Annotated in this window: 22 protein-coding genes and 1 pseudogene; 9 read left to right on the top strand and 14 right to left on the bottom strand. The window is 69.6% G+C overall.

Annotation, left to right across the window (positions count from 1 at the left end; all coding sequences use genetic code 11):
- Nucleotides 1-32 precede the first annotated feature (32 nt).
- The 6 genes from ACZ1DY_RS23485 to ACZ1DY_RS23460 all read left to right on the top strand — a co-directional run bounded on the left by ACZ1DY_RS23485 (nt 33) and on the right by ACZ1DY_RS23460 (nt 8,299).
- Entirely contained in the window at nt 33-1,100 is a 1,068-nt protein-coding gene (locus ACZ1DY_RS23485; protein WP_126735091.1) for an ABC transporter substrate-binding protein, read from the top strand.
- A 2-nt stretch (nt 1,101-1,102) separates the two neighbouring features.
- Nucleotides 1,103-2,578 carry a sugar ABC transporter ATP-binding protein gene (locus tag ACZ1DY_RS23480; protein ID WP_257486405.1) on the top strand — a complete coding sequence of 492 codons (1,476 nt, stop codon included), beginning with the start codon at nt 1,103-1,105 and terminating at the stop codon, nt 2,576-2,578.
- 200 nt (nt 2,579-2,778) lie between these two features.
- Nucleotides 2,779-3,735 (top strand): ABC transporter permease, encoded by a 957-nt coding sequence (locus ACZ1DY_RS23475; protein ID WP_465480845.1) that lies wholly within the window; start codon nt 2,779-2,781, stop codon nt 3,733-3,735.
- Nucleotides 3,732-4,724, top strand: coding sequence for an ABC transporter permease (locus tag ACZ1DY_RS23470; protein ID WP_191252469.1), 993 nt, complete (start codon nt 3,732-3,734; stop codon nt 4,722-4,724). Before ACZ1DY_RS23475 ends, ACZ1DY_RS23470 begins: the two co-directional genes overlap by 4 nt.
- A 9-nt stretch (nt 4,725-4,733) precedes the next feature.
- Nucleotides 4,734-7,457 carry an AbfB domain-containing protein gene (locus tag ACZ1DY_RS23465; RefSeq protein ID WP_465480844.1) on the top strand — a complete coding sequence of 908 codons (2,724 nt, stop codon included), beginning with the start codon at nt 4,734-4,736 and terminating at the stop codon, nt 7,455-7,457.
- An 89-nt stretch (nt 7,458-7,546) separates the two neighbouring features.
- The gene (locus ACZ1DY_RS23460; RefSeq protein WP_257486407.1) at nt 7,547-8,299 is read left to right on the top strand and encodes a LysR family transcriptional regulator substrate-binding protein; all 753 of its coding nucleotides are present in this window, start codon (nt 7,547-7,549) and stop codon (nt 8,297-8,299) included.
- A 115-nt stretch (nt 8,300-8,414) separates the two neighbouring features.
- Here ACZ1DY_RS23460 and ACZ1DY_RS23455 read toward each other — a convergent pair whose 3' ends face one another.
- The 4 genes from ACZ1DY_RS23455 to ACZ1DY_RS23440 form a co-directional block, all read right to left on the bottom strand.
- Nucleotides 8,415-8,765: a DUF5997 family protein gene (locus ACZ1DY_RS23455; RefSeq protein ID WP_257489969.1), complete on the bottom strand. Its 351-nt coding sequence runs from the start codon at nt 8,763-8,765 to the stop codon at nt 8,415-8,417.
- A 75-nt stretch (nt 8,766-8,840) separates the two neighbouring features.
- The gene (locus ACZ1DY_RS23450; protein ID WP_257486408.1) at nt 8,841-9,110 is read right to left on the bottom strand and encodes a PASTA domain-containing protein; all 270 of its coding nucleotides are present in this window, start codon (nt 9,108-9,110) and stop codon (nt 8,841-8,843) included.
- Nucleotides 9,111-9,137: 27 nt separating this feature from the next.
- On the bottom strand, nt 9,138-10,163 hold the full coding sequence (locus ACZ1DY_RS23445; protein ID WP_465480843.1) for a DUF1648 domain-containing protein: 1,026 nt from the start codon (nt 10,161-10,163) through the stop codon (nt 9,138-9,140).
- A complete protein-coding gene (locus tag ACZ1DY_RS23440) occupies nt 10,160-10,555 on the bottom strand; it encodes a GntR family transcriptional regulator (protein WP_126735097.1) in 396 nt (131 codons plus the stop codon). Before ACZ1DY_RS23440 ends, ACZ1DY_RS23445 begins: the two co-directional genes overlap by 4 nt.
- A gap of 70 nt (nt 10,556-10,625) precedes the next feature.
- On the opposite strand from ACZ1DY_RS23440, the gene ACZ1DY_RS23435 reads away from it, so the two are divergent.
- Nucleotides 10,626-10,988 (top strand): hypothetical protein, encoded by a 363-nt coding sequence (locus ACZ1DY_RS23435; protein ID WP_465485703.1) that lies wholly within the window; start codon nt 10,626-10,628, stop codon nt 10,986-10,988.
- Here ACZ1DY_RS23435 and ACZ1DY_RS23430 read toward each other — a convergent pair.
- The gene (locus ACZ1DY_RS23430) at nt 10,985-11,479 is read right to left on the bottom strand and encodes a hypothetical protein (RefSeq protein ID WP_465480842.1); all 495 of its coding nucleotides are present in this window, start codon (nt 11,477-11,479) and stop codon (nt 10,985-10,987) included. The genes ACZ1DY_RS23435 and ACZ1DY_RS23430 overlap by 4 nt on opposite strands.
- A gap of 213 nt (nt 11,480-11,692) precedes the next feature.
- On the opposite strand from ACZ1DY_RS23430, the pseudogene ACZ1DY_RS23425 reads away from it, so the two are divergent.
- Nucleotides 11,693-12,828: pseudogene (locus tag ACZ1DY_RS23425) on the top strand (serine hydrolase domain-containing protein).
- A gap of 74 nt (nt 12,829-12,902) precedes the next feature.
- Here the strand turns inward: ACZ1DY_RS23425 and ACZ1DY_RS23420 are convergent.
- Genes ACZ1DY_RS23420 through ACZ1DY_RS23410 form a run of 3 tightly spaced genes read right to left on the bottom strand, consistent with a single transcriptional unit; the run spans nt 12,903 to nt 14,985 of the window.
- Nucleotides 12,903-13,646, bottom strand: coding sequence for an isocitrate lyase/PEP mutase family protein (locus ACZ1DY_RS23420; protein WP_465480841.1), 744 nt, complete (start codon nt 13,644-13,646; stop codon nt 12,903-12,905).
- Entirely contained in the window at nt 13,643-13,951 is a 309-nt protein-coding gene (locus tag ACZ1DY_RS23415; RefSeq protein WP_257486413.1) for a hypothetical protein, read from the bottom strand. The genes ACZ1DY_RS23420 and ACZ1DY_RS23415 overlap by 4 nt, the downstream gene beginning before the upstream one ends.
- A gap of 14 nt (nt 13,952-13,965) precedes the next feature.
- The gene (locus tag ACZ1DY_RS23410) at nt 13,966-14,985 is read right to left on the bottom strand and encodes a sigma-70 family RNA polymerase sigma factor (protein ID WP_465480840.1); all 1,020 of its coding nucleotides are present in this window, start codon (nt 14,983-14,985) and stop codon (nt 13,966-13,968) included.
- A 392-nt stretch (nt 14,986-15,377) separates the two neighbouring features.
- Between ACZ1DY_RS23410 and fusA the strand changes: the two genes are divergently transcribed.
- Nucleotides 15,378-17,414 (top strand): elongation factor G, encoded by a 2,037-nt coding sequence (gene fusA, locus ACZ1DY_RS23405; protein ID WP_465480839.1) that lies wholly within the window; start codon nt 15,378-15,380, stop codon nt 17,412-17,414.
- Between the two features lie 96 nt (nt 17,415-17,510).
- On the opposite strand, the gene ACZ1DY_RS23400 is transcribed toward fusA, so the two are convergent.
- From ACZ1DY_RS23400 to pdhA, 6 genes are all read right to left on the bottom strand, one after another.
- A complete protein-coding gene (locus tag ACZ1DY_RS23400) occupies nt 17,511-18,278 on the bottom strand; it encodes a PE-PPE domain-containing protein (RefSeq protein WP_465480838.1) in 768 nt (255 codons plus the stop codon).
- Between the two features lie 74 nt (nt 18,279-18,352).
- Nucleotides 18,353-18,703 carry a VOC family protein gene (locus ACZ1DY_RS23395; RefSeq protein WP_185927244.1) on the bottom strand — a complete coding sequence of 117 codons (351 nt, stop codon included), beginning with the start codon at nt 18,701-18,703 and terminating at the stop codon, nt 18,353-18,355.
- On the bottom strand, nt 18,657-19,925 hold the full coding sequence (locus tag ACZ1DY_RS23390) for an MFS transporter (protein ID WP_465480837.1): 1,269 nt from the start codon (nt 19,923-19,925) through the stop codon (nt 18,657-18,659). Before ACZ1DY_RS23390 ends, ACZ1DY_RS23395 begins: the two co-directional genes overlap by 47 nt.
- Before the next feature lie 81 nt (nt 19,926-20,006).
- Nucleotides 20,007-21,200 (bottom strand): dihydrolipoamide acetyltransferase family protein, encoded by a 1,194-nt coding sequence (locus ACZ1DY_RS23385; protein WP_465480836.1) that lies wholly within the window; start codon nt 21,198-21,200, stop codon nt 20,007-20,009.
- Nucleotides 21,193-22,191 carry an alpha-ketoacid dehydrogenase subunit beta gene (locus ACZ1DY_RS23380; protein WP_126735107.1) on the bottom strand — a complete coding sequence of 333 codons (999 nt, stop codon included), beginning with the start codon at nt 22,189-22,191 and terminating at the stop codon, nt 21,193-21,195. The genes ACZ1DY_RS23385 and ACZ1DY_RS23380 overlap by 8 nt, the downstream gene beginning before the upstream one ends.
- Nucleotides 22,191-23,279, bottom strand: a complete 1,089-nt coding sequence (pdhA, locus tag ACZ1DY_RS23375) for a pyruvate dehydrogenase (acetyl-transferring) E1 component subunit alpha (protein ID WP_465480835.1) — start codon at nt 23,277-23,279, stop codon at nt 22,191-22,193. Before pdhA ends, ACZ1DY_RS23380 begins: the two co-directional genes overlap by 1 nt.
- Nucleotides 23,280-23,314 lie beyond the last annotated feature (35 nt).

Here is a 23,314-nt window from a genome sequence, read left to right as displayed (position 1 = left end):
TCCGTGTGCTCGACTTCCCCGAGGAGCGATCGATGTCCCTGCCCATCCGCCGCACCCTGCTCCTGGTGACCGGCCTCGCGCTCGCGCTGACGGCCTGCACCAGCCGCGAGAACCAGCAATCCGCCCCGTCGGGGGCGGGCCCGGCCGCCTCGGCGGCGCCGAGCCAGGCCGCGGGGCCGGGATGCGCCCGCGAGAAGACCGGCTACCCGCAGGTGGACGTGAAGAACGCGGTCATCGGCTTCTCCCAGTCGGAGAAGGAGGCGAACCCGTTCCGTATCGCCGAGACGCAGTCCATCAAGGACGAAGCGACGAAACTCGGCGTCCCGGCGGACAAACTCCTGATCACCAACGCGCAGAGCGACCTCAACAAGCAGGTCAGCGACATCAAGTCGTTGCTGGACCGTGGCGCGCAGCTGCTCATCGTCGCCCCGCTGAACTCCGACGGCCTCCAGCCCGCCCTCGACGCGGCGAAGGCCAAGAAGGTCCCGGTCGTCACGATCGACCGCAAGGTGACCTCCCAGCCGTGCACCGACTACCTGACCTTCATCGGCTCCAACTTCGTCGAGCAGGGCAAGCGCGCCGCGCAGGAGATGGTGAAGGCCACCGGCGGCACCGGGAAGGTCGCGATCCTGCTCGGCGCGTCCGGCAACAACGTGACCACCGACCGCACCAAGGGCTTCAAGGACGAGATCGCCGCCACCACGGGGATCCAGATCGTCGCCGAGCAGACCGGCGAGTTCGACCGGTCGAAGGGCCAGGCGGTCATGGAGCAGCTCATCCAGAGCAACCCCGAGATCACCGCCGTCTACGCCGAGAACGACGAGATGGGCATCGGCGCGGTCACCGCGCTCAAGGCCGCGGGCAAGACGCCGGGCAAGGACGTCAAGATCGTCTCGATCGACGGCACCCGCAACGCCGTCCAGCTCATCGCCGACGGCAGCTACAACGCGGTGATCGAGTCCAACCCGCGCTTCGGCCCGCTCGCCTTCTCCACGCTGCAGGACTTCGCCGCCGGTAAGGAGATCCCGCCGACCGTGGTGATCTCCGACGACCAGTACGACTCGGCGAACGCGGCCCAGAAGCTCGGGAACGCGTACTGACGATGGAACCGGTTCTCGAGGTCGAAGGCGTGACGAAGACGTTCGCCGGGGTGCGCGCGCTCGACGACGTGTCGTTCGCGCTGCGGCCGGGCGAGGTGCACGCGCTGGTGGGCGAGAACGGCGCCGGGAAGTCGACGCTGATCAAGGTGCTCACCGGCGTGCACAGGCCGGACTCCGGCACGATCCACGCACGGGGCGCGATCTCCACGATCTACCAGGAGGTCAATCTCATCCCGCTGATGAGCGTGGCGAGCAACGTGTACCTCGGCCGCGAGCCGCGGAAGCGGTTCGGGCTGGTGGACTGGGCGCGGATGAACGCCGACGCGGCGGCGCTGCTGAAGGACTACGGCATCGACGCCGACGTCCGCCGTCCACTCGGGACACTCGGGGTCGGCGCGCAGCAGATGGTGGCGCTGGCCCGCGCGGTGTCGGTCGACGCCGACGTCGTGATCATGGACGAACCGACGTCCTCGCTGGAGCCACGTGAGGTCGAGACGCTGTTCGAGGTCATCGGCAGGCTGCACGAACGCGGGATCGCGATCGTGTACGTCAGCCATCGGATGGACGAGCTGTACCGGATCTGCGAACGGGTGACGGTGCTGCGGGACGGCAAGCGGGTCCACACCGGGCCGCTCGCCGACCTGCCGCGGCTGGAACTGGTGTCGATGATGCTCGGCCGCAGTGTGGGCGACATCCGCTCCCACGGCGCGACGGCGTTCGAGGGCGACCACGAGGCCGGCCGGGAGCCGGTGCTGCGCGCGGAGGACCTCACCAGCGGCAACCGGCTCAGCGGCGTCTCGGTGGAGATCAGGCCCGGCGAGATCGTCGGCCTCGCGGGCCTGCTCGGCTCCGGCCGGACCGAGACCGCGCGGGCGATCGTCGGCGATCTGCCGTTGTCCGGTGGCACCGTCCTCGTCGGCGGAAGGCAAGTCCCGCAAGGGAACGTGGCGGCCGCGATGCGCGCGGGCGTCAGCATGCTCGCCGAAGACCGCAAGACCGAGGGCATCATCCCGCATCTGTCGGTACGGGAGAACATCGTGCTCGCCGCGTTGCCGAAGCTGTCGCGGTTCGGCCTGGTCAGCCGGGCGAAGCAGGACAGGATCGTCGACACGTTCGTGAAACGCCTGCGGATCAAGGTGTCCAGCCCGGACCAGAAGGTCGCGGAGCTCTCCGGCGGGAATCAGCAGAAGGTGCTGCTCGCCCGGTGGCTCTGCACCGAACCGAAGGTGCTGCTGCTCGACGAGCCGACCCGGGGGATCGACGTCGGCGCGAAGGCGGAGGTGCAGGCGCTCATCGACGAACTCGCGAAGGACGGGCTCGCCGTCCTGCTGATCTCGTCGGAGATGGACGAACTCCTCGACGGCGCCGACCGGCTGATCGTGCTCAAGGACGGCGCGGTGGTCGGGGAACTGGCGGGGGAGCAGCTGACCCAGGACCACGTGCTGGCCGCGATCGCTTCGGGAGGCGCGGATGACTAGTGGTCACCATCGGAAGTCCTCCGGAGGTCTCGACGGCCCAGCTTCCCGCTGGACGCACGGCCGCGAGACCCGAGTACAACCCGGTACGAGGCCCTCGCGGCCGCACGCCCAGCGGAAACCTGGATCCGCCGAATACCCCCGAAGGACTTCCGATGGCAACCACTAGCACCCGGCAACGAACAGAGGATCCGGGAAGCACCATGACCGATACAGCGAAAACGGTGGACCGGACCCGGGCGGCGCGGTGGCTCCAGGAGTACGGCGTGTACGTCGCCGTCGTCGCGCTCGTGCTGTTCAACATCGCGTTCACGGCGAACTTCCTGACCGTCGGCAACTTCCGCACCCAGCTCATCCAGGCCGCGCCGGTACTGGTGGTCGCGCTCGGGATGGCGCTGGTGATCGGCACCGAGGGCGTCGACCTGTCGGTGGGCGCGGTGATGGCGCTGTCGGCCGCGCTCGTCCCGCTCTACCTCGGCTACGGAACGCTGCCCGCGGTCGCCATCGCGCTGGCCGCGGGGCTGGCGGCGGGGGCGTTCAACGGGGTTCTCGTGGCCAGAGTCGGGATTCAACCCATCGTGGCGACGCTCGCGTTGCTCGTCGGCGGGCGCGGCCTCGCGCTGGTGCTCGCCGACGGTCAGCTGATCCAGCTGCACGATCCGGGTTTCCTCGCGCTCGGCACCGGTGAGGTGCTCGGGATCCCGGTGAGCGTGCTCATCGCGGCCGTCCTCGCCGTGCTGATGACCGCGCTGGTCGGGAAGACGGCGTTCGGCAGGCGGCTGGTCGCGATCGGTGGCAACCGGCGGGCCAGTGTGCTCGCCGGGCTGCCGGTCACCCGCGTCCTCATCGGCGTCTACGCGATCTGCGGGCTGCTCGCGGCGCTGGCCGGAGTGCTCTCCACGGCCCGGCTCGGCGCGGGCGACCCGGCGGACGCCGGCCTCCTGATGGAACTGTCCGCGATCACCGCGGTCGTGGTCGGCGGCACCCCGCTGACCGGCGGGCGCGTCCGCATCCTCGGCACGGTGATGGGGGTCCTGCTCATGCAGCTCGTCCGCGCCACGCTGATCAAGCACAACCTGCCGGATTCGACCGCGCAGATGATCCAGGCCGCGATCATCGTCGGCGCGGTGTACGTCGCACGGGAACGGAGCAGCCGATGACCGCGGCGCCCACGATGGCCGCCCAGGACTCCACGCGGCGCGAGCTGATGACCGGGGTCCTGCAGAAACAGGGCGCGGCGATCGCGCTGGTGCTCATGGTCGCCGTCGCGTGGCTGCTCTTCCCGCGCTTCGGCAGCCTGGACAACCTGCGCGACATCGCGCTGCAGAGCTCGTTCCTCGCCATCATCGCGCTCGGGATGACGTTCGTGATCATCACCGGCGGGATCGACCTGTCGGTGGGGTCGGTCTACGCGCTCGGCGGGGTCCTCGCCGCCTACGGGTCACAATGGGGATTCCTCGTCGCGCTGCTGCTGCCGCTGGCGGTGTGCGGGCTGATCGGCCTGATCAACGGGTTGCTCGTCGCGAAGACCGGGATGGCACCGTTCATCGTCACGCTGGCGTCCCTGCTGTTCGCCCGCGGGCTGCTGCTCGCGATCACGAGCGAGGGTGCGACGACGTACAAGATCCCGGAAGGCGAGGCGTTCGTCGAACTCGGGCGCGGCACGCTGTTCGGGTTCGGCTATCCGGTGTTCATCGCGGCGGCGCTCTGCCTGATCGGCGGGCTGCTGTTGCGGCGGACCCGGTTCGGGCAGTCGGTGTTCGCGACCGGCGGGTCGGAGCAGTCCGCGAAACTGATGGGGCTGCCGGTGGCGCGCACCAAGGTCACCGTCTACGTGATGAGCGGCGTCCTGTCCGGGCTGGCGGGCGCGCTCACCGCCGCGTACCTGCAATCCGGTGTCACGGTGATCGGGGTGGGCCTCGAACTGGACGCCATCTCCGTGGTCGTCATCGGCGGCACCCTGCTGACCGGCGGAATGGGCACGATTCTCGGCACGGTCATCGGAGTGGGCATCCGGACGGTGATCCAGAACGTCATCAACCAGATCGGAACTCTCGACAGCAACTACCAGTCGGTGGTCAGCGGTGCGTTCCTCTTGGTGGTCGTTGTGCTGCAACGGTCATTGGCCCGTACGACCGCCCGGAGATAGGGAGATCGCATGCACCGAAGAACCGCGCGCGCCCTGAGCGTCGTGGCCGGTCTGCTGGCCGCCGCGACGACACTCGTCCCCGTCGCCCAAGCCGCCCCCGTCCCCCTCCCGACGCCGTGGACGGACCAGGTCTCCCCGTCGAACGCGCTGCCCGAGTACCCGCGCCCGCAACTGGTGCGCTCGGAATGGCTCAACCTCAACGGCACCTGGGGTTTCACCGGCGCTCCGAACCTGAACTCGCCGCCGATCGGCAGGCCGCTGAGCGAAAACGTCCTCGTGCCCTACCCGATCGAGTCGATGCTTTCGGGGATCAAACGGCATGAGGACAACATGTTCTACCGCCGGACGTTCACTGTACCGTCCACTTGGGACGGTCGCAGGGTGAAGCTCAATTTCGGTGCCGTCACCTGGGAGACGCGGGTCTGGGTCAACGGGACGTCGATCGGGAGCCACACCGGCGGTTTCGACGCCTTCTCGTTCGACATCACGCCGGCGCTCAAGGCCGGGGAGAACGAGATCGTCGTCGGCGTCGCGTCGCCGGTCGACGGAAGCCGGTACCCGGTGGGGAAGCAGCGCAAGACGCCCGACGGAATCTTCTACACGGCGGCGTCGGGAATCTGGCAGACCGTCTGGCTGGAACCCGTGCGCGCCGAGCACATCACGCGGCTCGACACCACTCCCGACGTTCCTGGTGGCGCGCTCGACCTCGTCGTGCAGGGGACACCCGGGCAGCAGGCGACCGCCGAGGTGCTTTCGGGCGGTCAGGTGGTCGGGACCGCCACCGGCGCCGTCGGTTCCCACCTGCGGATTCCGGTGCCGAACGCGCGGCTGTGGTCACCGGACGATCCGTTCCTCTACGACCTGCGCGTCCGGCTGCCGGGAGGCGACGCCGTCACCGGGTACTTCGGCATGCGGTCGCTGGGCAAGGCGATGGTCGGCGGCGTGATGCGCCCGCTGCTCAACGGGAAGTTCGTCTTCCAGCTGGGCACGCTGGACCAGGGATACTGGCCGGACGGCATCTACACCGCGCCGACCGACGAGGCGCTGCGGTTCGATCTCGAACGGCAGAAGGCGCTGGGCTTCAACATGGTCCGCAAGCACATCAAGGTCGAGCCGGCGAGGTGGTTCTACCACGCGGACCGGCTCGGGCTGATGGTCTGGCAGGACATGCCGTCGCTCGACTCGATCGACGAGGTCCCGAACGGGCACGCGAACTTCGAGGCCGAACTGCGGCGGATGATCGAGCAGCACAAGGGCATCACGTCGATCGTGCAGTGGGTGCCGTTCAACGAAGGCTGGGGCGAGTACGAGGCCGGGCGCATCGTGGATCTGGTCCGCTCGATCGACGACACCAGGCTGATCAACCACAACTCCGGATCGAACTGTTGTGTGTCCGATCCGGACCCGGGCAACGGCGACGTGATCGACGATCACGCGTATCAGGTCTCCACCGGTACCAGGCAACCCGACGCACGCCGGATCGCCGTCCTGGGCGAGTACGGCGGCCTCGGGCGACGCGTCACCGGGCACGAATGGGAGCCGGGCAAGGGTTTCGCGTACGGCGCGCTGTACCCGGACGAGACGTCGCTGACGAACCGGTACGTGGAGATCACGAAGCAGGTCGGGCGGTTCGTGCACGGCCGCGGGCTTTCCGCGTCGGTCTACACCGAGCCGTACGACGTCGAGAACGAGGTCAACGGCTTCTACACCTACGACCGCCGCGTGCTGAAGATGACCGAGGCGCGGGTGCGCGAGATCAACCAGAAGGTGCTCGCCATCGCCAAGGGCACCGAGGTCGGCCGGGGCGAACTCGTGTCGTTGCGGGTCACGACGGCGGGGTACACGGATCGCTACCTTCGGCACCAGGACGATTTCGTGAGGACCGACGTCCTTGGTGAGGGCAGCGCGGACCTCGCCAAGAAGGACGCGACGTTCTGGGCCCGCCAGGGGTTGGCCGACGCGTCGTGCCTGTCGTTCGAGTCGCGGAACTACCCCGGGCATTTCCTGCGGCACGCGTCGTCGCGGATCCGCAAGGACGCGAACGACGGCTCGGCGCTGTTCGCCGGGGACGCGACCTTCTGCGCGAGGGAGGGGGCCGGCGGAACGGCTTTGGAGTCCTTCAACCAGCGTGGCGCGTATCTGCGGCACTACGCCGCGACGGTCTATCTGGCGCGCAGCGGCGGGCCGAACCCGTGGGACACGCCGTCGAGCTTCGCGGCGGACACGACGTGGGCGGCTTCGGTCCCGCTTTGGCGCAGCGGCGCGGATCTGCCGCTGGACCAGGCGCGGTCGTTCAAGGTGACGACTCCCGGCTTCACCGACCGGTTCTTGCGGCACCGTGACGGTCTCGCGCGGACGGACGTGGTGAACGCGTCGAGTGCGGCATTGCTGAAGGCGGACGCGACGTTCGTCGTGCGGCGCGGTCTCGCGGATCCGTCGTGCTACTCGCTGGAGGCGCGCAACTATCCGGGCCGGTTCCTGCGGCACGCGGACTTCCGGGTGCGGCTGGGCGGGAACGACAACACCGACCTGTTCCGGAAGGACGCGACGTTCTGTGCGCAGCCCGGGGCCGGTGGAGTGCGGCTGGCGTCGCTGAACGAACTGGGCACGAACATGCGGCATTACGCCGAGGAGGTCTACGTCGCCGCCAGCGGCGGTGGCCACCCGTTCGACAATCCGGTCTCGTACGACCAGGACGTCACGTGGGCGGTGTCCTCGGCCTGGGCTCCGTAGTCGGTCCGGTGGGTCGTGAGTGGCGATTCGGGTTCTAACCCGAATCGCCACTCACGACCCGGCCGACCACGCCCGGTAACCTTGTGCTCATGACCGGCCCGGACACACCCGCCTCCTTCAAGCTCGCGTACGTCCCCGGCGTGACACCCTCGAAGTGGGTCCGGATCTGGAACGAGCGGTCGCCCGACGTGCCGCTCGAACTCGTCCAGACGACCGCGGCCGAGGCCGCCGGGCTGGTCCGGGAGCGCGAGGTGGACGCCGTCCTGCTGAGGCTTCCCATCGATCGCGAAGGGCTGCACGCGATCCCGCTCTACACCGAGACGACCGTCGTGGTCGTCCCCAAGGACCACCTGGTCGCCGCCGCGGACGAGGTCTCCGTCGACGACATCGCCGACGAAATCGTGCTGCACCCGCTCGACGACACGCTGGACTGGGAACAGCCGCCGGGGAAACCCGCGCTGGAGCGCCCCGCCACCACGGCGGACGCCATCGAGCTGGTCGCCGCCGGTGTCGGGCTCCTCGTCGTCCCGCAGTCGCTCGCACGGCTGCACCACCGGCGTGACCTGACCTACCGCCCGATCTCCGGCACGCCCGAATCCGGTGTCGCGTTGTCCTGGCCGGACGAAGAGACCTCCGACCTGATGGAGCAGTTCATCGGGATCGTGCGCGGCCGCACGGTCAACAGCACGCGCGGGCGGCAGCAGGCTCAGGAAAAGCCGGCGCCGGAGAAGAAGACCCCCGCGAAGGCGAAACGCCCTCAGCCCGCCGGCCGGAAGCCGCAGGCCGGGAATCGCCGCGCTCCCCAGGGCGGGAAGCGCGGCAAGCCCCGTCGTCGCGGTTAGCACCGGTGGCCGGGGCCGCTCTTGGTCGCGGAGGACGTCGCGAAAGCCACTTTCGGGACATCAGGCGTCGCGAAAGTGGCTTTCGCGACGTCCTCCGGCGCGGCCTGAACTGAGGTCAGCTCTCGCTGCGGGCGGCCTTGAGGCGCGCCTCCTCCTTGCGGACCTCGGCCTGCGTCTCGCGCTCCCGCTTCAGCCAATCGGGGTTCTCGTTCTTGATCGCGTCGATCTGCTCGGTGGTGAGGGCGCCGGTGATCCCGCCCCGCGCCAGACCGCTGATGGAGACGCCCAGCTTCGCCGCGATGACAGGACGCGGATGCGGCCCGTTGCGGCGCAGTTCCCGCAGCCACTCGGGCGGCTCGGCCTGCAGCGCGTTCAGCTCGTCGCGGGAGACGACACCCTCCTGGAACTCCGCCGGGGTCGCCTCGAGGTACACACCCAGCTTCTTCGCCGCTGTCGCGGGCTTCATGGTTTGAGGGGTTTTCTGCGACGTCATTCCCTCAGGGTAACGAGCGGCCCGGGCACCGCCGATCACACCCGGTGATCAGCCCTCGGCCTGGTCTTCGAGCAGGTTCGGCAGCGGCCGACGCGGCTCACGGACGCCGGCGGGGTCGCCGCCGCCGGTGATCCAGACGGTCACCACGCTCCATCGCGGCAGCCGCGTCCCGGCCGCGGGCACCTGCGCGACGACCTGGCCGTTCAGCAGAGGATGGGGGCTGTCCGGATCGGGGCCTTGCAGCGACAGACCCGCGTCGTGCCCGGCCAGCCAGGCGTCGAGAGCCTGCTTTCCCACGAAGTCCGGCACCACGGCCACGATTCCTCACCCACGGCCAGGGTACCGTCAGCCGCTCTTCGCCGGGAGGGTCACGACGCCGAGCCCGGCGAGCAGCCCGGTCACGGCGACCGCGGCGAGCACGACCCAGGCGATCGGATGCCCGAGATTGAGCGTCCAGTAGGTCCCCACCCGCCGGTGCACCAGGAGCGCGGGATCGTTCCGGTTCAGGTAGACCATTCCGGCGGCGTGCCAGTAGCGGTCGTCGTCGCGTTGTTCGTACCGGGTCTCCGGTTCGTCGCCGGTGGGCGACAACCGGTGCCCGGCGTCGCCTGCCCGGACGGAGAAGACGGTCCACGCGATGAAGGCGGCGACGAGGGGCAGGTAGGCCACGATCGTGGTCGGCACCGTCGTCTCCACGACCTGCCAGAGCTGGAGCGAAACGACGAGCATGGTCGCGTTGACACAGCCCGCGGAGATCAGCAGCAGGCTGAGCACCCCGTGCAGGTACTCCCGGTAGCGCGAAGCCGACGCGGACGGCTGTGCGGCGTCGATCTCGGGCCGGGCCCGTGAGATGGCGATGGTCAGGATCGGGACGAGCACCAGGACCAGGAGCTGTGTGAGGACCGTCGAGAAGTTCGCCGTGTCCGCGAACAGGCCGATGACCGCCGTGACGACGGTGAGCAGTACTGCCGGCGCCAGCAGGATCCACTGTGGACGGACCGGATCCGAGCGCAGCGACGTGTCGGCGGTGACCGCCTGCGGTGTCCCGGTGTACCAGCCCTCCTCGCGTTTCGCGGCGGCGATCGAACGACCGGCCAGGCCGCCGAGGAGCGAATAGGCCGCGACGAGACCGACCAGGACGATCTCGGGGCCGATCCCGCCGACAAGGACGACGCCGCAGGCGACGACCGCACCCACCGCGATTCCCCGGTTGTAGCGACGGCGCGCGAGGAGGATGACGGCCTCGCCGGTGCGCCGGGCCGGGACCCGGACGCCGAAGGGAAGGGTCGGCCGTGCCAGCGCGGGTGCGGACGCGAAAGTGGCCGCCGTGAACGCGATCAGGGCCAGGTTCAGCCAGAGCGGTCCGGTCATCGCCGGGCGCTCACGGCGAAGGAGTCCAGCACGGACTCGCACCGGCTGGTCACCTCGCGCGGGCCGAGACCGAGAGCGACGGCTTCGGCGAGCAAGGTACGCAGGCGCTCCTGCCATTCGTCCGCGTAGCCGTCTTCCGCCGGACCGGAGGACGCGTCCCGCCGGACGACCGCGCCGGTCTTGCGGTTGATCCGGATGAAGCCCTGCGTCCGCAGCAGGTCGTAGGCCTTGTTGACGGTGTGGAAGTTGATCCCGAGATCGGCGCCGAGCTGCCGGGTGGAGGGCAGGGCGCTGCCCTCGGCCAGCACGCCGTCGGCGACGGCTTCGACGATCCGGTCGCGGATCTGCTGGTAGATCGGAACCTCGCTGTCGAGGTCGAGAGTCAGCAACACCCCACTAGGATATCTGCTATACACTTGCTATAACAACTACATCAGCTGGCTATGGAGGGAAGTGGTCACGATGGCGATGATGGACATCACCGATGGCGGAGTGCGGGTGCGGTTCTCGGCCTGGGAGCGGCTGGCGGTGTGGCGTGACGAAGTGGTCGTGCCGCGAGCGGTGATCAAGGCCGTCGAGTACGTCGACGCGCCCCTGCGGCGGACGCGTGGGGGACGGGCAGGCGCGCTGATCAGCGGGGTGCTGAAGGTCGGCTACTGGGGGCTGGGCGCAGGGGTCCGTCAGTTGGTGTCCGTCCGCAGGGGTATGCCGGGGTTGTGGATCGCGGTCGATCGCGAGGCCGCCGGGCTCCCGTTCGACGAGGTGCTCGTCAGCGTGCCGAACGCGGCGGAACTCGCCGGCGCGCTCGCGCCGAGCAACGCCTAGAGGTAGTCGAAGAACCGGTTCCACCACGACGGCGGCCGGTCCCGGGGGTAGAGGGTGTCGAACCCGCTGATCCCGGTGTACTTGGTCCACAACGGGTGTTCGGAGACGGGCAGGTAGCCGAGTGCTTCCAGTTCGTCTTCGACCTGTCTTCGGACCGGTGCAGGGAAGAACTGTTGTTCCTCGTCTTCGTCGTAGCTGCCCGGATTCCCCAGTGTCACCGCGACGAGCCCACCGAAATTGCTGACCGTGACGGTCACCAGATCTCCGGCGGAGGTCGCGCTCGCCGGAATCGTGATCCTGCCGAGGTGGCTGGCGTCCTGGACGTTGCGGTCGACTTCGCAGGTGCAGCCGAATCGGTGGCCCAGCCGTTCGGCGAGTCGCTCGAAGCGGGCCCGTTCGGCCGGTCCGTCGAAGTCGTGCGGCACCTCCCAGTGGCCGGGTTGGTCCAGCTCGCGCAGCAGCGCCCAGGTCTGCTGTTCGTCGAGGGGCATCGTCGCCTCCCGGCCTCGGGTGGTCTAGTCCACTTACCGAACTGACCTTAGTCAGCCGCATCCCGCGCCGACAATGGTGGGACGAATTCTGGTCCGAAAATTTTCGGCGGGGTAGCGCCAGCGCTACCCGGGATTCGGCAGTCAGCACTCCTGATCTTCGCGCCCGGTTCGGCCAAGGTCGTAGACGTCGATCCGATCGAACGAGGAGTGCGAATGACAGTACGCAAGGGTGTCGTCGTCCTGACGGTGGCTGGCCTGATGGGCGCCGCGTGGACCACGGCGGCGGACGCGGCCCCGGCCAAGGGGACGGAGCTGCAGAAGAGCCTGGACTCGTTGGTGCGTCAGGAGAAGTTCCCGGCCGCGCTCGCCTACGTGGCGGAGGGAAGGCGGACGGTGTCGCTGGTCGCGGGGTCTTCGCGGATCGATCGCCAGGTCCCGGTTCCCGGGACGGCACGGTCCGGGCGGGCAGCAACACCAAGACCTTCACGGCGGTCGCGGTCCTGCAACTGGTGGCCGAGGGCAAGGTGGAGCTGGACGCGCCGATCGAGAAGTACCTGCCCGGAATCGTGCGCGGCGAGGGCATCGACGCCACCAAGATCACCGTCCGGCAGCTGCTTCAGCACACGAGCGGGCTGCCGAACTACACCGAGTACCTCGGCCTGGAGAACTTCGAGCAGGTGCAGCACCGGTACATCCCGAACCACGAGCTGCTCGCCGCGGCCCTGAGCCACCCGGCGAAGTTCGCGCCCGGCACCGGATGGGAGTACAGCAACACCGGCTACCTGCTGGCGGGCATGCTGATCGAGAAGGTGACCGGACGTCCGATCCAGGAACAGATCACCGAACGCGTGATCAAGAAGGCGGGCCTGAAGCACACCTACTGGCCGCAGGTCGGCGACCAGACCATCCAGGGGCGGCATCCGCAGGGCTACGCCATCGGCAACGCCGCCACCGGAAAGGTGATCGACGCGACCGAGCTCGACCCGTCCTGGGGCGGCGCCGCCGGGCAGCTGATCTCGACGCCCAGTGACCTCGGCAAGTTCTTCAAGGTGCTGCTCGATGGCAGGCTGCTGCCCGCCGCGCAGCTGGCCGAAATGCGGAAGACGGTCGACGCGCCGCTGTTCCCCGGCACCAAGTACGGGCTCGGCCTGATAAGCAATCCGCTCAGCTGCGGTGGCGTGTACTGGGGCCACGGCGGGGACATCCACGGCTTCGAAACCCGTGGTGGGGCAACGGAAGACGGCCGGATCGTCGGGCTCGCCGTGACCGCGATGCCGGGCACCTTCGGTGACGGTGAGAAGGGGTCCAAGGCGGTCATGGCCACTGTGGACGCCGCGTTCTGCAAGTGACGGGTGCAGGTGGTCGTGAGTGGCGATTCGGGTTCTAACCCGAATCGCCACTCACGACCACCCCGACCCACGGGCTACAGGTTCTCGATGGCCGCCCGGAATCCCTCCAGGGCCGCGAAATAGAAGCGCGGGCCGTACGACACCCGGGCCACGCCGATCTCGCGGAGCGCGGCCAGATCCAGCTCCTCACCGACGTTGCCGTTCACCGGGCACGCGAGTTCGGTGACCAGCGCGGCCATGTCGGCGCGACGTCGCACGCCGATCGGGTACACGCAGTCTGCACCTGCCTCCCGGTAGAGCCTGCCCCGCCGGATGGCCTCGGCGAGCCTTTCCGGCTCCGGGACCCCGCGATCACCCAGGAACGCGTCGACGCGGGCGTTGACGACGATCGGGACACCCGCCTCGGTCGCGGCCGAGCGGATCTCCGCGAGGCGCTGAGCGTGGTGGCCGGCGTCGATCAGCTCGCCGGTCCGGTGATCGGTGTCCTCCAGGTTGCAGCCGACGGCGCCGGTCTCCAGCAGCCGGTCCACGAATTCCCGCGGCGCCAGGCCGTAGCCCGCTTCCGCGTCCACGGTGACCGGCAAGGAGACCGCGCGGGCGACCCGGCCCGCGGCCGCGAACATCTCCTGCCACGGCGCGCCTTCACCGTCGGGATAGCCGAGCATCGCCGACACGGCGGCGCTGGCGGTGGCGATCGCGGGGAACCCAGCCTCCGCCACGATTTCGGCGCTCGCGGCGTCCCAGACGTTCGGCAGGACCAGCATTTCCCCGCTGTGCAGGGCACGGAGCGTCTCGGCTCCAGCGTTCAGGTCGGTCATCGGTCTCCTCCTCGATCGGTACCGGACAGGGCGGATGCCCGTGGTGTTCCGGCCGGTCGCCTGCCCGGCATCCCCAAGGCGACCAGCAGTCCCGTGAAGGCGAACGCGACGACGGTGCCCATCGCCGCGGTGAAATCGCCGCCGAATTCCTCCGGCGACCCGTGACTTCCGGAGCCGGCGAAGACGGCGACCGCCACCGCGACGCCGAACACCCCGCCGAAGATCCGCAACGTCATGAACACGCCCGACGACTGCCCGATCTCGGGCGCCCCGACGACCGAACGCTGCCCGGCGGGCGTGGCCACGGAAGAGCGGGTGATCAGTCGCGCAGCGAGCGCGGAAGGCCGAAGGCGGCGAGCAGCGAGTTGTCGAGGAACCGGGTCACCGCGGTGATCCGGTCACCGGCCAGTTCCAGCACGAGAACCCCGTGCGCGTGGCCGATCGGCGTCCCCGGATCACGGAGGTAGCAACCGAAGGCGGGCTGGCCGTTCGCCCGGGTCGGGACCAGCGAGTACCGGCGGCCGTCGCAGTACGCGACGGTCGCCAGGAAGTGCCCGACGGCGTCCGGACCCTGGTACTCCAGTGGAAGCGGGGGCATGGTCAGCCACGCGTCGTCGGTCAGCAGCGCCACGATGGCGTCGACGTCGCCGGCCTCGAAGGCGCGGGTGAACTCGTCGACGACGCGGCGTTCCCGCGGCGAATCCGGCAGAGGAGCGGTCTCGCGTCCGCCACCGGGCATCTCCTTGGCCAGCGCCGAACGAGCCCGGTTCAGCGCGCTGGTCACGGCGTTCTCCGTGGTGTCGAGGATCCCGGCCACCTCGGCGGCGCGGAAGCCGAGGACGTCCCGCAGCACCAGCACGGCCCGCTGCTTCGGGGGAAGTTGCTGGAGCGCCGCCAGGAAGGCGAGCGAGATCGACTCCCTGGTCTCGTAGCGCGCCTCCGGCCCAGGCAGCTGATCGGCGATGCCGTCGAGCAGGACGTCGGGGTAGGGCTCCAGCCAGCTGGGTTCGGGGCGGCGGCGCGACGGCTCGGGCAACTCGACCTCCGGTCGGTAGGCCGCGTGGTCGTGCGGGCGGCGGTCGCCCGCACGCAGCGCGTTGAGGCAGCGGTTGGTCGCGATCCGGTACAGCCAGGTCCGCACGGAGGCGCGTTCCTCGTACGCGCCGATCCCGCGCCACGCGGCCAGCAACGTCTCCTGCAGCAGATCCTCGGCGTCCTGCACGGAGCCCAGGATGCGGTAGCAGTGCACCTGCAGCTCACGGCGGTACGGCGCGACGAGGTCACGGAACGCCTCGCCGTCACCGGTCTTCGCCAAGGTCAGCAGCTCGTCCGCCCCCATGCCGGTTCCTTCCTCCTGTGGTGTCCCTCGAAAGGATGGACACCGGCGTCGCCGGAAACTGGTCGGTCGTCGCTCCAGTTTCCTCCGAATCCGCGGAAAACCGGTTCCCGGCCCGCCACCTGGTGGCTACACTCCTCGCGAATCATCCCGGCGAGGAAGGACAGGACAGTGCGTCAACACCACGCCGTCGTCGTCCCCTCGGCCCGCTACGAGGTGATCCTCGTGTCTCCGCGCGTCCGGTGCCTGCCGCGCGGCTAGCACCGGCCCACTGACGAACGCCTGGCTTTTTCGCGCCCTCTTTCCCGTCGTTCCCCGGCGGCGAGGGCGCGTGCCCGCGTTCGCCCGAATCGCGCGTTCCGAGCTTTGGAGATCACTTCCGAAAGGCCCGCGCCATGCGCACCGTCCCGCTGTCCGCCGTCCGCAATCTGGGCATCCTCGCCCATGTCGACGCCGGCAAGACCACCCTCACCGAACGGATCCTGTACGTCACCGGCACCACCTACAAACGTGGTGAGGTCCATGACGGCACGACCGTGACCGACTTCGATTCCCAGGAGCGAGACCGTGGCATCACCATCTTCGCCGCCGCCGTCAGCTGTACGTGGGACGGTCATCTCGTCAACCTGATCGACACCCCCGGCCACGTCGACTTCTCCGACGAGGTCGAACGGTCGCTGCGGGTCCTCGACGGGGCGATCGCGGTGTTCGACGGCGTCGCCGGGGTCGAGCCGCAGAGCGAATCGGTGTGGCGCCAGGCCGACCGGCACGGCGTACCGCGGATCGCGTTCGTCAACAAACTCGACCGCGCGGGCGCCGATCTGGACGCGGCCGTGGAGTCCATCCGGGAGCGGCTGCATCCGCGCCCGCTGGTGGTCCAGCTGCCGATCGGGGCCGAAGACGGTTTCGTGGGCGTCGTCGACCTGCTGCGGATGCGGTCGCTCGTCTGGGCCGACGGCGCCGGGGCGGCCGAGGAAGGACCGGTTCCGGAGTCCCTTGTGGACGAAGCGAACCGGCGTCGGCGGCTGCTCGAAGAGACCGTGGCGGAACTCCATCCGGCCGCGCTGGAGGAGTTCTGCGAGTCTTCGGCGGTGTCGACCGGCACGCTGGTCTCGGCACTGCGCGAGCTGACTCGCACAGGGGACGGCGTCGTGGTGCTGTGCGGCTCGGCCTACCGGAACCGCGGTGTGGAGCCGTTGCTGGAAGCCGTGGTGGCGTACCTGCCCTCGCCGTCGGATGTGCCGCCGGTGCGGGGCGAGTACGAAGGCACGACCCTGGAACGGCCCGCCGATCCGGCGGCGCCGTTCGCGGCACTGGTGTTCAAGGTGACTTCGACCGCCACCGGGCGGTTGACGTACCTGCGGGTGTATTCGGGGACGATCCGGACTTCGGAGGCGGTGATGGACGTGGGCGCCGGTCGTGTCGAGCGCGTCGGCCGCATCCTGCGGGTCCAGGCGGACCGGCACACCAGGGTGGACAGTGCCGTCGCGGGTGACATCGTCGCGGTGGTCGGGCTGAAGACGGCGCGGGCAGGCACGACGCTGTGCACGCCGTCGGAGCCGCTCCTGCTCGAGCCGCCCGTCGTGGCCGATCCGGTCGTGTCGGTCGCCGTCGAGGCACGGACGGGAACCGAGACGGAACGGCTGATGACGGCGCTGGCGCGGCTGGTCGAGGAAGACCCGTCGCTGGGCATCCGGACCGATCGCGAGACCGGCCAGACCCTGCTTTCGGGAATGGGTGAACTGCATCTGGAGGTGGCGGTGGAGAAGGTCCGGCGCGACCACGGGCTCGACGTCGGCGTCGGGCGGCCTCGCGTCGCCTACCGGGAGACGGTGGCACGCGGCGTGTCCGGTTTCGTCTACCGCCACGTCAAGCAGGACGGCGGCGCCGGGCAGTTCGCCCACGTCGTCATCGACACGGAACCCTTGGCGGAAGGGAAATTCGAGTTCGAGTCCACTGTGGTCGGTGGCCGGGTGCCGAGGGAATACGTCCGTGCCGTCGAAGCGGGCTGCCGTGACGCGCTGGCGGAAGGCCCGCTCGGTGGTCATCCGGTGACCGGTGTCCGGGTCACGCTGACGGACGGGGCCACCCACTCGAAGGACTCGTCGGAGATGGCGTTCCGTACGGCCGGGCGGTTCGCGCTCCGGGAGGCGTTGCGTGCCGGAGCGATGACACTGCTGGAGCCGGTCGCCGAAGTGACCGTCACCGTGCCCGAAAGCGCCGTCGGCGTGGTGCTCGGTGACCTCGCCGCCCGGCGTGGCCGGGTGCTGGGTTCGGTGGTGCGCGCGGGCACGACCGTGGTCACCGCGACCGTGCCGCTGGCCGAGCTGTTCGGCTACGCGACGCGGCTGCGCAGCCGGACCCAGGGCCGGGGGACGTTCACCGCCCGGCCGACCGGGCACGCCCCGGCACCGGTGGAACCGGTCCGGTAGCTCGACGATGGCCCGCCCACGGCACTGTGGGCGGGCCATCGCCCGAATCGCTGTCACCCGGCGATCGGGCGCCGGGTGACAGCCGTTTTCAGCCGGTCAGGCCGCCGGCCACGGCGGACGGCAGTTCTGCCGGGGCAGCGCGTGCGATCCGTTGGTGTACACGCCGTCCGCGATCGTGTCCTCCATGATCGAGCGCCGATCGGCAGGCCGGGCCCACTGGTAGCACAGGTGCTGGGCGAAGTACCCGCCCGGCGCTTCGATGGTGTCGAAGTGGCAGACACCGTCGGTTTCGATGCAGTAGCGGATGTACGGGATACCGCCGAAATCGGTGCGGCCGGGCCCGAACGACACGTAGCCGCCGAACGGCGACGGCGCCCCGGTACCCGGGGGGAGCACCGCGCTGATCCCGCGTCCCGGCGGACCGACGGGCTGCATCGGGTCGGCGAAGATCTTCGCCCTGAACCGCGACTTGTCCACCGCCAGCTTCCCGTCGGCGATGTCGTTCAGCACCAGGTTCGCGACCAGCGCGCCCTGCGAGTAGCCGACGACGGTGAATTCGGCGCCGGGGTTCTCGTCGAAGGAGCTCTGGGCGACACGGCGGGCTTCTTCGTGCCCGCGCGCGACACTCTGGTCCATCGGCGTCTGGTCGCAGTTGGGTGCTCCGGCGGCCCCTGCCGGGTAGTGGACCACCTTCTTGATCCCGCCCCGCAACCAGGCGTCGTTGTAGACGGTCGCGGCCCCGTCGCAGGTGCCGCCGATGAGGATGTAGTAGCGCGACTGGTCGGCCTGTGCCGTCGGCGCGACGGCGCCGAGCAGACCGGCGGCCAGTGCGGTGGCGGCCAGGACCCCCCTGAGTTTCTTCATCCATCGTCCTTTCGTTCGATTACGGTGCGTGTCCGAACGCTAGGGACGAGTCATGAAATTTTGATGAAACCTCCTCAGCGGTGCGCGAGCACGTTGACCACGTGACCACCGGGGTCGCGGACGAAGAAGCGCCGGACGCCCCAAGGTTCGTCGGTCAGTTCGTGCACGATTTCGGCACCGGACGCCTTCGCTTCCTCGTACGCCGCGTCGACGTCGTCCACCTGGATCGAGACGGCCGGGACGACGGGCGCCGTCTCGTCGTGGGTCATGAGACTCAGCTGCACTTCCGGCCGCTCCGGATCGGCCAGGGTCACGATCCAGCCGTGATCCATCACCACTTCGAAGCCGAGCACACGCTCGTAGAAGGCCCTCGCCTGCTCAAGTGACTTGGTCTCGAGGTCGGCTACCACTCTCTTGATCGGCATGTGCGGATACTCGCACAGGGGTCCGACGGTTTCGGGGGAGCAGGAGCGGGGTCGCGAGCATGAGCGCACCGGCGATGCCGACCGCCGCGCGCGGTCCGGTGAACGCCGCCAGCAAGCCCCACAGCGCGGTCAGCGAGGCGGTGGTGAGCTTTCCGGCGATCGACCAGGCCGACAGCGTGCGCGCGGCGCGGTCGAGGGGAACCTGCTCGAGCCTGCTGGTGGCGAGCACCGGGTTGAACACGCCGATGCAGGTGATCAGGCCGAATTCGACGACGATCACCAGGATCAGACCGGGAACACCGGGCTGGATGAAGACCAGCCCCACGGGCCAGCAGACCCGCAGCCAACCGGCGACGAACAGGACCCTGTCCCGGCCGTACCGGGCGACCACGGTCCGCGAGAGCCTCGCCCCGAGCAGCCCGCCGAGACACGGCACGGCGAAGGCCACCGCGTACTCCCACGGCGCGAACCCCAGTTGCCCGAGCATCAGGACGGCCATCAGCGGCGCGGTCGCCATGATCAGGCCGTTGACCACGATCGTGTTGACGAACAGCGGCCGCAGCACCGGGTGGGTGAGGATGAACCGCCAGCCTTCCCGCAGGTCGCGGCCGGTCAGCCGGGGGCTTTCCGGTTTCACGGGTGGCGGCTCCGAACCACCGACCGCCCGGATCCCGAGCGCCGAAAGCAGATAGCTGACCGCGTCGGCGGCGATCGTGACCACCGGACCGAACAGGCCGACGGCGAAACCGCCCAGCGGCGGGCCGAGGACGGTCGCCGTCCAGGTCGTCGATTCGAACCGGGCGTTCGCGACCAGCAAGTCCTCCCGTGGCAGCAGGGTTTTCAGGAACGCCCCGCTGGCGGCGAGGAACGTGATGTCGGCCGCGGCGACGACGACGGACACGGCGAGAAGCTGGCCGAATCCGAGTAGCCCGAACGCGTACGCCACGGGGACGGTCAGCAACGCCGCACACCGGATCAGATCCATCGCGATCATCACCGGCCGTTTGCGGCGGAACTCGACCCAGGGGCCGAGCGGCAGCGCGACCACCGCGCCGGCGACGAGCCCGGCCGACGCCAGAAGCGACACCTCCGTGGTGCCCGCGCCCAGCGCCACGATGGCGATCAGGCTGAACGCGTCGAACGCGAACCTCGTTCCGAACGCGCTCGCCGCGTACGCCGCCCACAGCCAGCCGAACCGTCGCCCCAGCGATCTCCCACCCACTCGCGAGATCCAAGCAAGCCGGGTCGCGCAAGTCGAACAACGGGTCGTTGGCGGGTCACAACCGCGGGTTGTGCGACCCGCTCAGAGGTCCCCGAGCGCGGTGACCGGGGACTCGACACAGTCGGCGACGAACCGCAGGAATCCGCCTGCGACCCCGCCGTCGCACACCCGGTGGTCGAACGCCAGGGTCAGTTCGCAGATCTTGCGCGCCACGAGCGCGCCGTCGACCACCCAGGCGCGGTCGATGATCCGGCCGATGCCGAGGATCGCCGCTTCCGGGTGATTGATGATCGCGGCCGAGCCGTCGACCCCGAACACTCCGTAGTTGTTGACCGTGAAGGTCCCGCCGGTGAGGCCCGCCGGGCCGAGTTTCCCTTCCCTGGCCTGCGTGGTCCGCTCTCCGATCGCGGCCGAGAGCTCCCTTGTGGACAGTGAGCCCGCGTCGCGGACCACCGGAACGACGAGACCGCGGTCGGTCTGCGCGGCGAAACCGAGGTTGATGTCCCGCAGCTGCACGATCTCATCGCCCTCGACGCGCGAGTTCAGCTCCGGGTACTTCCGCAGGCCCGCCACGGCGAATCGGGCGACGAGACCCAAAAGGCTCACCGGGCGATCCGGTGCCGAGGCGTTGAGCGACTTGCGCGCCGCGACGAGTCCGGTCGCGTCGACGTCGACCCAGACCGTCGCTTCGGGGATCTGACGGCGCGAAGTCGTCAGCTTGTCGGCGACCGCCTTGCGAACGCCGGTCAGCGGGATCCGAGTTTCGCCGTCCCTCTGTTCGGGCACGGTGAGCGCGGCTTCGACGTCGGCGCGCCGGATGATGCCGCCCGGGCCGCTGCCGGTCAGCTTTGTCAGGTCGATCTTGTTGTCCGCGGCCATCTTGCGGACGAACGGCGAGATCACGCCCGGCGCTTTCGACGGCTTGTCCGGAGCGGTCACGACGGTACGCGTCCGGCGGCGTCTCGTCGTTGTGGTCGTGCCGTAGCCGATGAGGACGTTGCCGCTGCCTTCGCTCGCGGTCGTCACGCCGGGTTCGGCGAAACCGGGGCCGATGGTGAGCAGGGGAGCGCCGACCGGCAGCGACTGACCGGGTTCGCCGTGGAGGCGGGTGACGACGCCGGCGAACGGCACCGGCACCTCGACCGCGGCCTTCGCGGTCTCCACTTCGACGACGGGCTGGTCGACGCCGACGGTGTCGCCCTCCGCGACCAGCCAGGTGACGATGGTGCCTTCGGTGAGCCCCTCACCGAGGTCCGGGAGCAGGAAGTCAGGCACCGGCCACCACCGGTTCGTCGTTCCACTGCAGCCGGGCGACGGTGTCCAGGATCCGGTCGACGTCCGGGAGCTGGTGGCGCTCCAATTTCGGCGGCGGGTAAGGGATGTCGAGGCCGGTGACCCGCAGGACCGGCGCGTGCAGCTGGTGGAAGCACTGCTCGGTGACCCGGGCGACGACCTCGGCGCCGTAGCCGCCGAACCCGGCCGCCTCGTGGACGACGACCGCGCGCCCGGTGCGGCGCACCGAAGCGGTCACGGTCTCGTCGTCGAACGGGCTGAGCGACCGGAGATCGACGACCTCGACGTCCCAGCCCTCGGCCGTCGCGGCCTCCGCGGTCTCCAGCGCGGTGGCGACCATCGGGCCGTACGCGATCAGCGTGACGTCCTTGCCCTCGCGGCGCACGACCGCTCGGTCCATGGCCGCGCCCTCCCGGGTGAAGGACACGGGTTCCTTCGACCAGTAGCGGCATTTGGGTTCGAGGAAGATCACCGGGTCCGGTGAGTCGATCGCGTCGCGCAGGAGGTCGTAGGCGTCCTGCGGAGTGCCGGGCGTTACGACGCGCAGGCCGGGCGTGTGGGTGTAGTAGGCCTCGCTCGAATCGCAGTGGTGCTCTACGCCGCCGATCCCGCCCGCGTAGGGGATGCGGATGACCATCGGCAGCGACAACGCGCCGCGAGTGCGGTTCCGCAGCTTCGCGACGTGCGAGGTGATCTGCTCGAAGGCGGGGTAGGCGAAGGCGTCGAACTGCATTTCGACCACCGGCCGGAACCCGCCCATCGCCATCCCGACCGCGAAGCCGACGATGCCGGACTCGGCAAGCGGTGTGTCGAAACAGCGCTCCTCACCGAAGTCGGCGGTGATGCCGTCGGTCACCCGGAACACACCGCCGAGCGGGCCGACGTCCTCGCCGAAGATCAGCACGCGGTCGTCGTCCTTGACCGCGTCGCGCAGGGCGGCGTTGAGCGCCTGGGCCATCGAAATCTCGGTCATCACGCCTCCAGTTCGGCTGCGACCAGCGCCCGCTGGGCGGCCAGTTGGCGGGTCGGGACGGCGTACACGTGCTCGAACAGCGACATCGGATCCGGCTCGACGTCGGCGTTGAGGGTGTCGCGCACCCCGGCGGCGAACGTCTCAGCCTCGGCTCGGAATCGCTCGATATCGTTGTCGGACAACAGGTTCTTGGTGGTGAGATAGGTTTCGAGACGGCGAACCGGGTCGGCCGCGCGCCACTTCTCGACCTCGGCCTGGTCGCGATAGCGGGTCGCGTCGTCGGCGTTGGTGTGCGCGTCGATCCGGTAGGTGTGCGCCTCCACCAGGACGGGCCCGCGACCGGACCGCGCGTGCGCGACGGCGTCGTCCAGCACGGAAAGGACCGCGACCGCGTCGTTGCCGTCGACCTGCTCGGAGCGGACGCCGTAGCCGACGCCCTTGTACGCCAGCGCGGGGGCGGCGCTCTGCTTCTCGAACGGCACGGAGATCGCGAAACCGTTGTTCTGCACGAAGAACACCACCGGCGCCTTGAACACGGCTGCGAAGTTGAGCGCCTCGTGGAAGTCGCCTTCGCTGGTGGCGCCGTCACCGATGAGCGCGAACGCGACGCTGTCTTCGCCGCGGCGCTGCATCGCGTGGGCGAGCCCGGCCGCGTGGAGGGTCTGGGTGGCCAGCGGCGTGCACTGCGGGGCGACACGGGTCTCGGCGGGGTCGTAGCCACAGTGCGCGTCGCCGCGAAGCAGCGTCAGGATCTCGCCCGGTTCGAGCCCGCGGGCGACGAGCGCGACGGAGTCACGGTAGGTGGGGAAGAGCCAGTCGGCGTCGGTGAGGGCCAGCGCGCTCGCGACCTGGCAAGCCTCTTGGCCGGCACTCGAGGGGTAGACCGCGAGGCGGCCCTGCTTGGTCAATGCGGTCGCCTGGGCGTCGAACCGGCGGCCGAGCACCATCAGCCGGTAGGCCTCGACGAGCCGCTCGGACGGCGGCTCGGAGTAGTGACCGTGCTCGTCGACGCGTGTGCCGTCCTCGGCGAGGAACCGCACCGGGACTTCGGACGGCAGCAACGCGGCGGCAGGGGTCTCCCGCGACATGGCGCAGCACCACCTTTCACAGACATATGATGCTG

The sequence above is a fragment of the Amycolatopsis sp. PSD-21 genome, assembly GCF_055561455.1.
Note: the sequence above shows the minus strand (reverse complement) of the source record. Positions and strands in the feature narration are given on the sequence as shown.

Coding starts and splice junctions, on each gene's coding strand:
- ACZ1DY_RS23485 (WP_126735091.1), top strand. CDS start 33: ATGTCCCTGCCCATCCGCCGCACCCTGCTCCTGGTGACCGGCCTCGCG.
- ACZ1DY_RS23480 (WP_257486405.1), top strand. CDS start 1,103: ATGGAACCGGTTCTCGAGGTCGAAGGCGTGACGAAGACGTTCGCCGGG.
- ACZ1DY_RS23475 (WP_465480845.1), top strand. CDS start 2,779: ATGACCGATACAGCGAAAACGGTGGACCGGACCCGGGCGGCGCGGTGG.
- ACZ1DY_RS23470 (WP_191252469.1), top strand. CDS start 3,732: ATGACCGCGGCGCCCACGATGGCCGCCCAGGACTCCACGCGGCGCGAG.
- ACZ1DY_RS23465 (WP_465480844.1), top strand. CDS start 4,734: ATGCACCGAAGAACCGCGCGCGCCCTGAGCGTCGTGGCCGGTCTGCTG.
- ACZ1DY_RS23460 (WP_257486407.1), top strand. CDS start 7,547: ATGACCGGCCCGGACACACCCGCCTCCTTCAAGCTCGCGTACGTCCCC.
- ACZ1DY_RS23455 (WP_257489969.1), bottom strand. CDS start 8,765: ATGAAGCCCGCGACAGCGGCGAAGAAGCTGGGTGTGTACCTCGAGGCG.
- ACZ1DY_RS23445 (WP_465480843.1), bottom strand. CDS start 10,163: ATGACCGGACCGCTCTGGCTGAACCTGGCCCTGATCGCGTTCACGGCG.
- ACZ1DY_RS23435 (WP_465485703.1), top strand. CDS start 10,626: ATGGCGATGATGGACATCACCGATGGCGGAGTGCGGGTGCGGTTCTCG.
- ACZ1DY_RS23430 (WP_465480842.1), bottom strand. CDS start 11,479: ATGCCCCTCGACGAACAGCAGACCTGGGCGCTGCTGCGCGAGCTGGAC.
- ACZ1DY_RS23420 (WP_465480841.1), bottom strand. CDS start 13,646: ATGACCGACCTGAACGCTGGAGCCGAGACGCTCCGTGCCCTGCACAGC.
- ACZ1DY_RS23410 (WP_465480840.1), bottom strand. CDS start 14,985: ATGGGGGCGGACGAGCTGCTGACCTTGGCGAAGACCGGTGACGGCGAG.
- fusA (WP_465480839.1), top strand. CDS start 15,378: ATGCGCACCGTCCCGCTGTCCGCCGTCCGCAATCTGGGCATCCTCGCC.
- ACZ1DY_RS23400 (WP_465480838.1), bottom strand. CDS start 18,278: ATGAAGAAACTCAGGGGGGTCCTGGCCGCCACCGCACTGGCCGCCGGT.
- ACZ1DY_RS23395 (WP_185927244.1), bottom strand. CDS start 18,703: ATGCCGATCAAGAGAGTGGTAGCCGACCTCGAGACCAAGTCACTTGAG.
- ACZ1DY_RS23380 (WP_126735107.1), bottom strand. CDS start 22,191: ATGACCGAGATTTCGATGGCCCAGGCGCTCAACGCCGCCCTGCGCGAC.
- pdhA (WP_465480835.1), bottom strand. CDS start 23,279: ATGTCGCGGGAGACCCCTGCCGCCGCGTTGCTGCCGTCCGAAGTCCCG.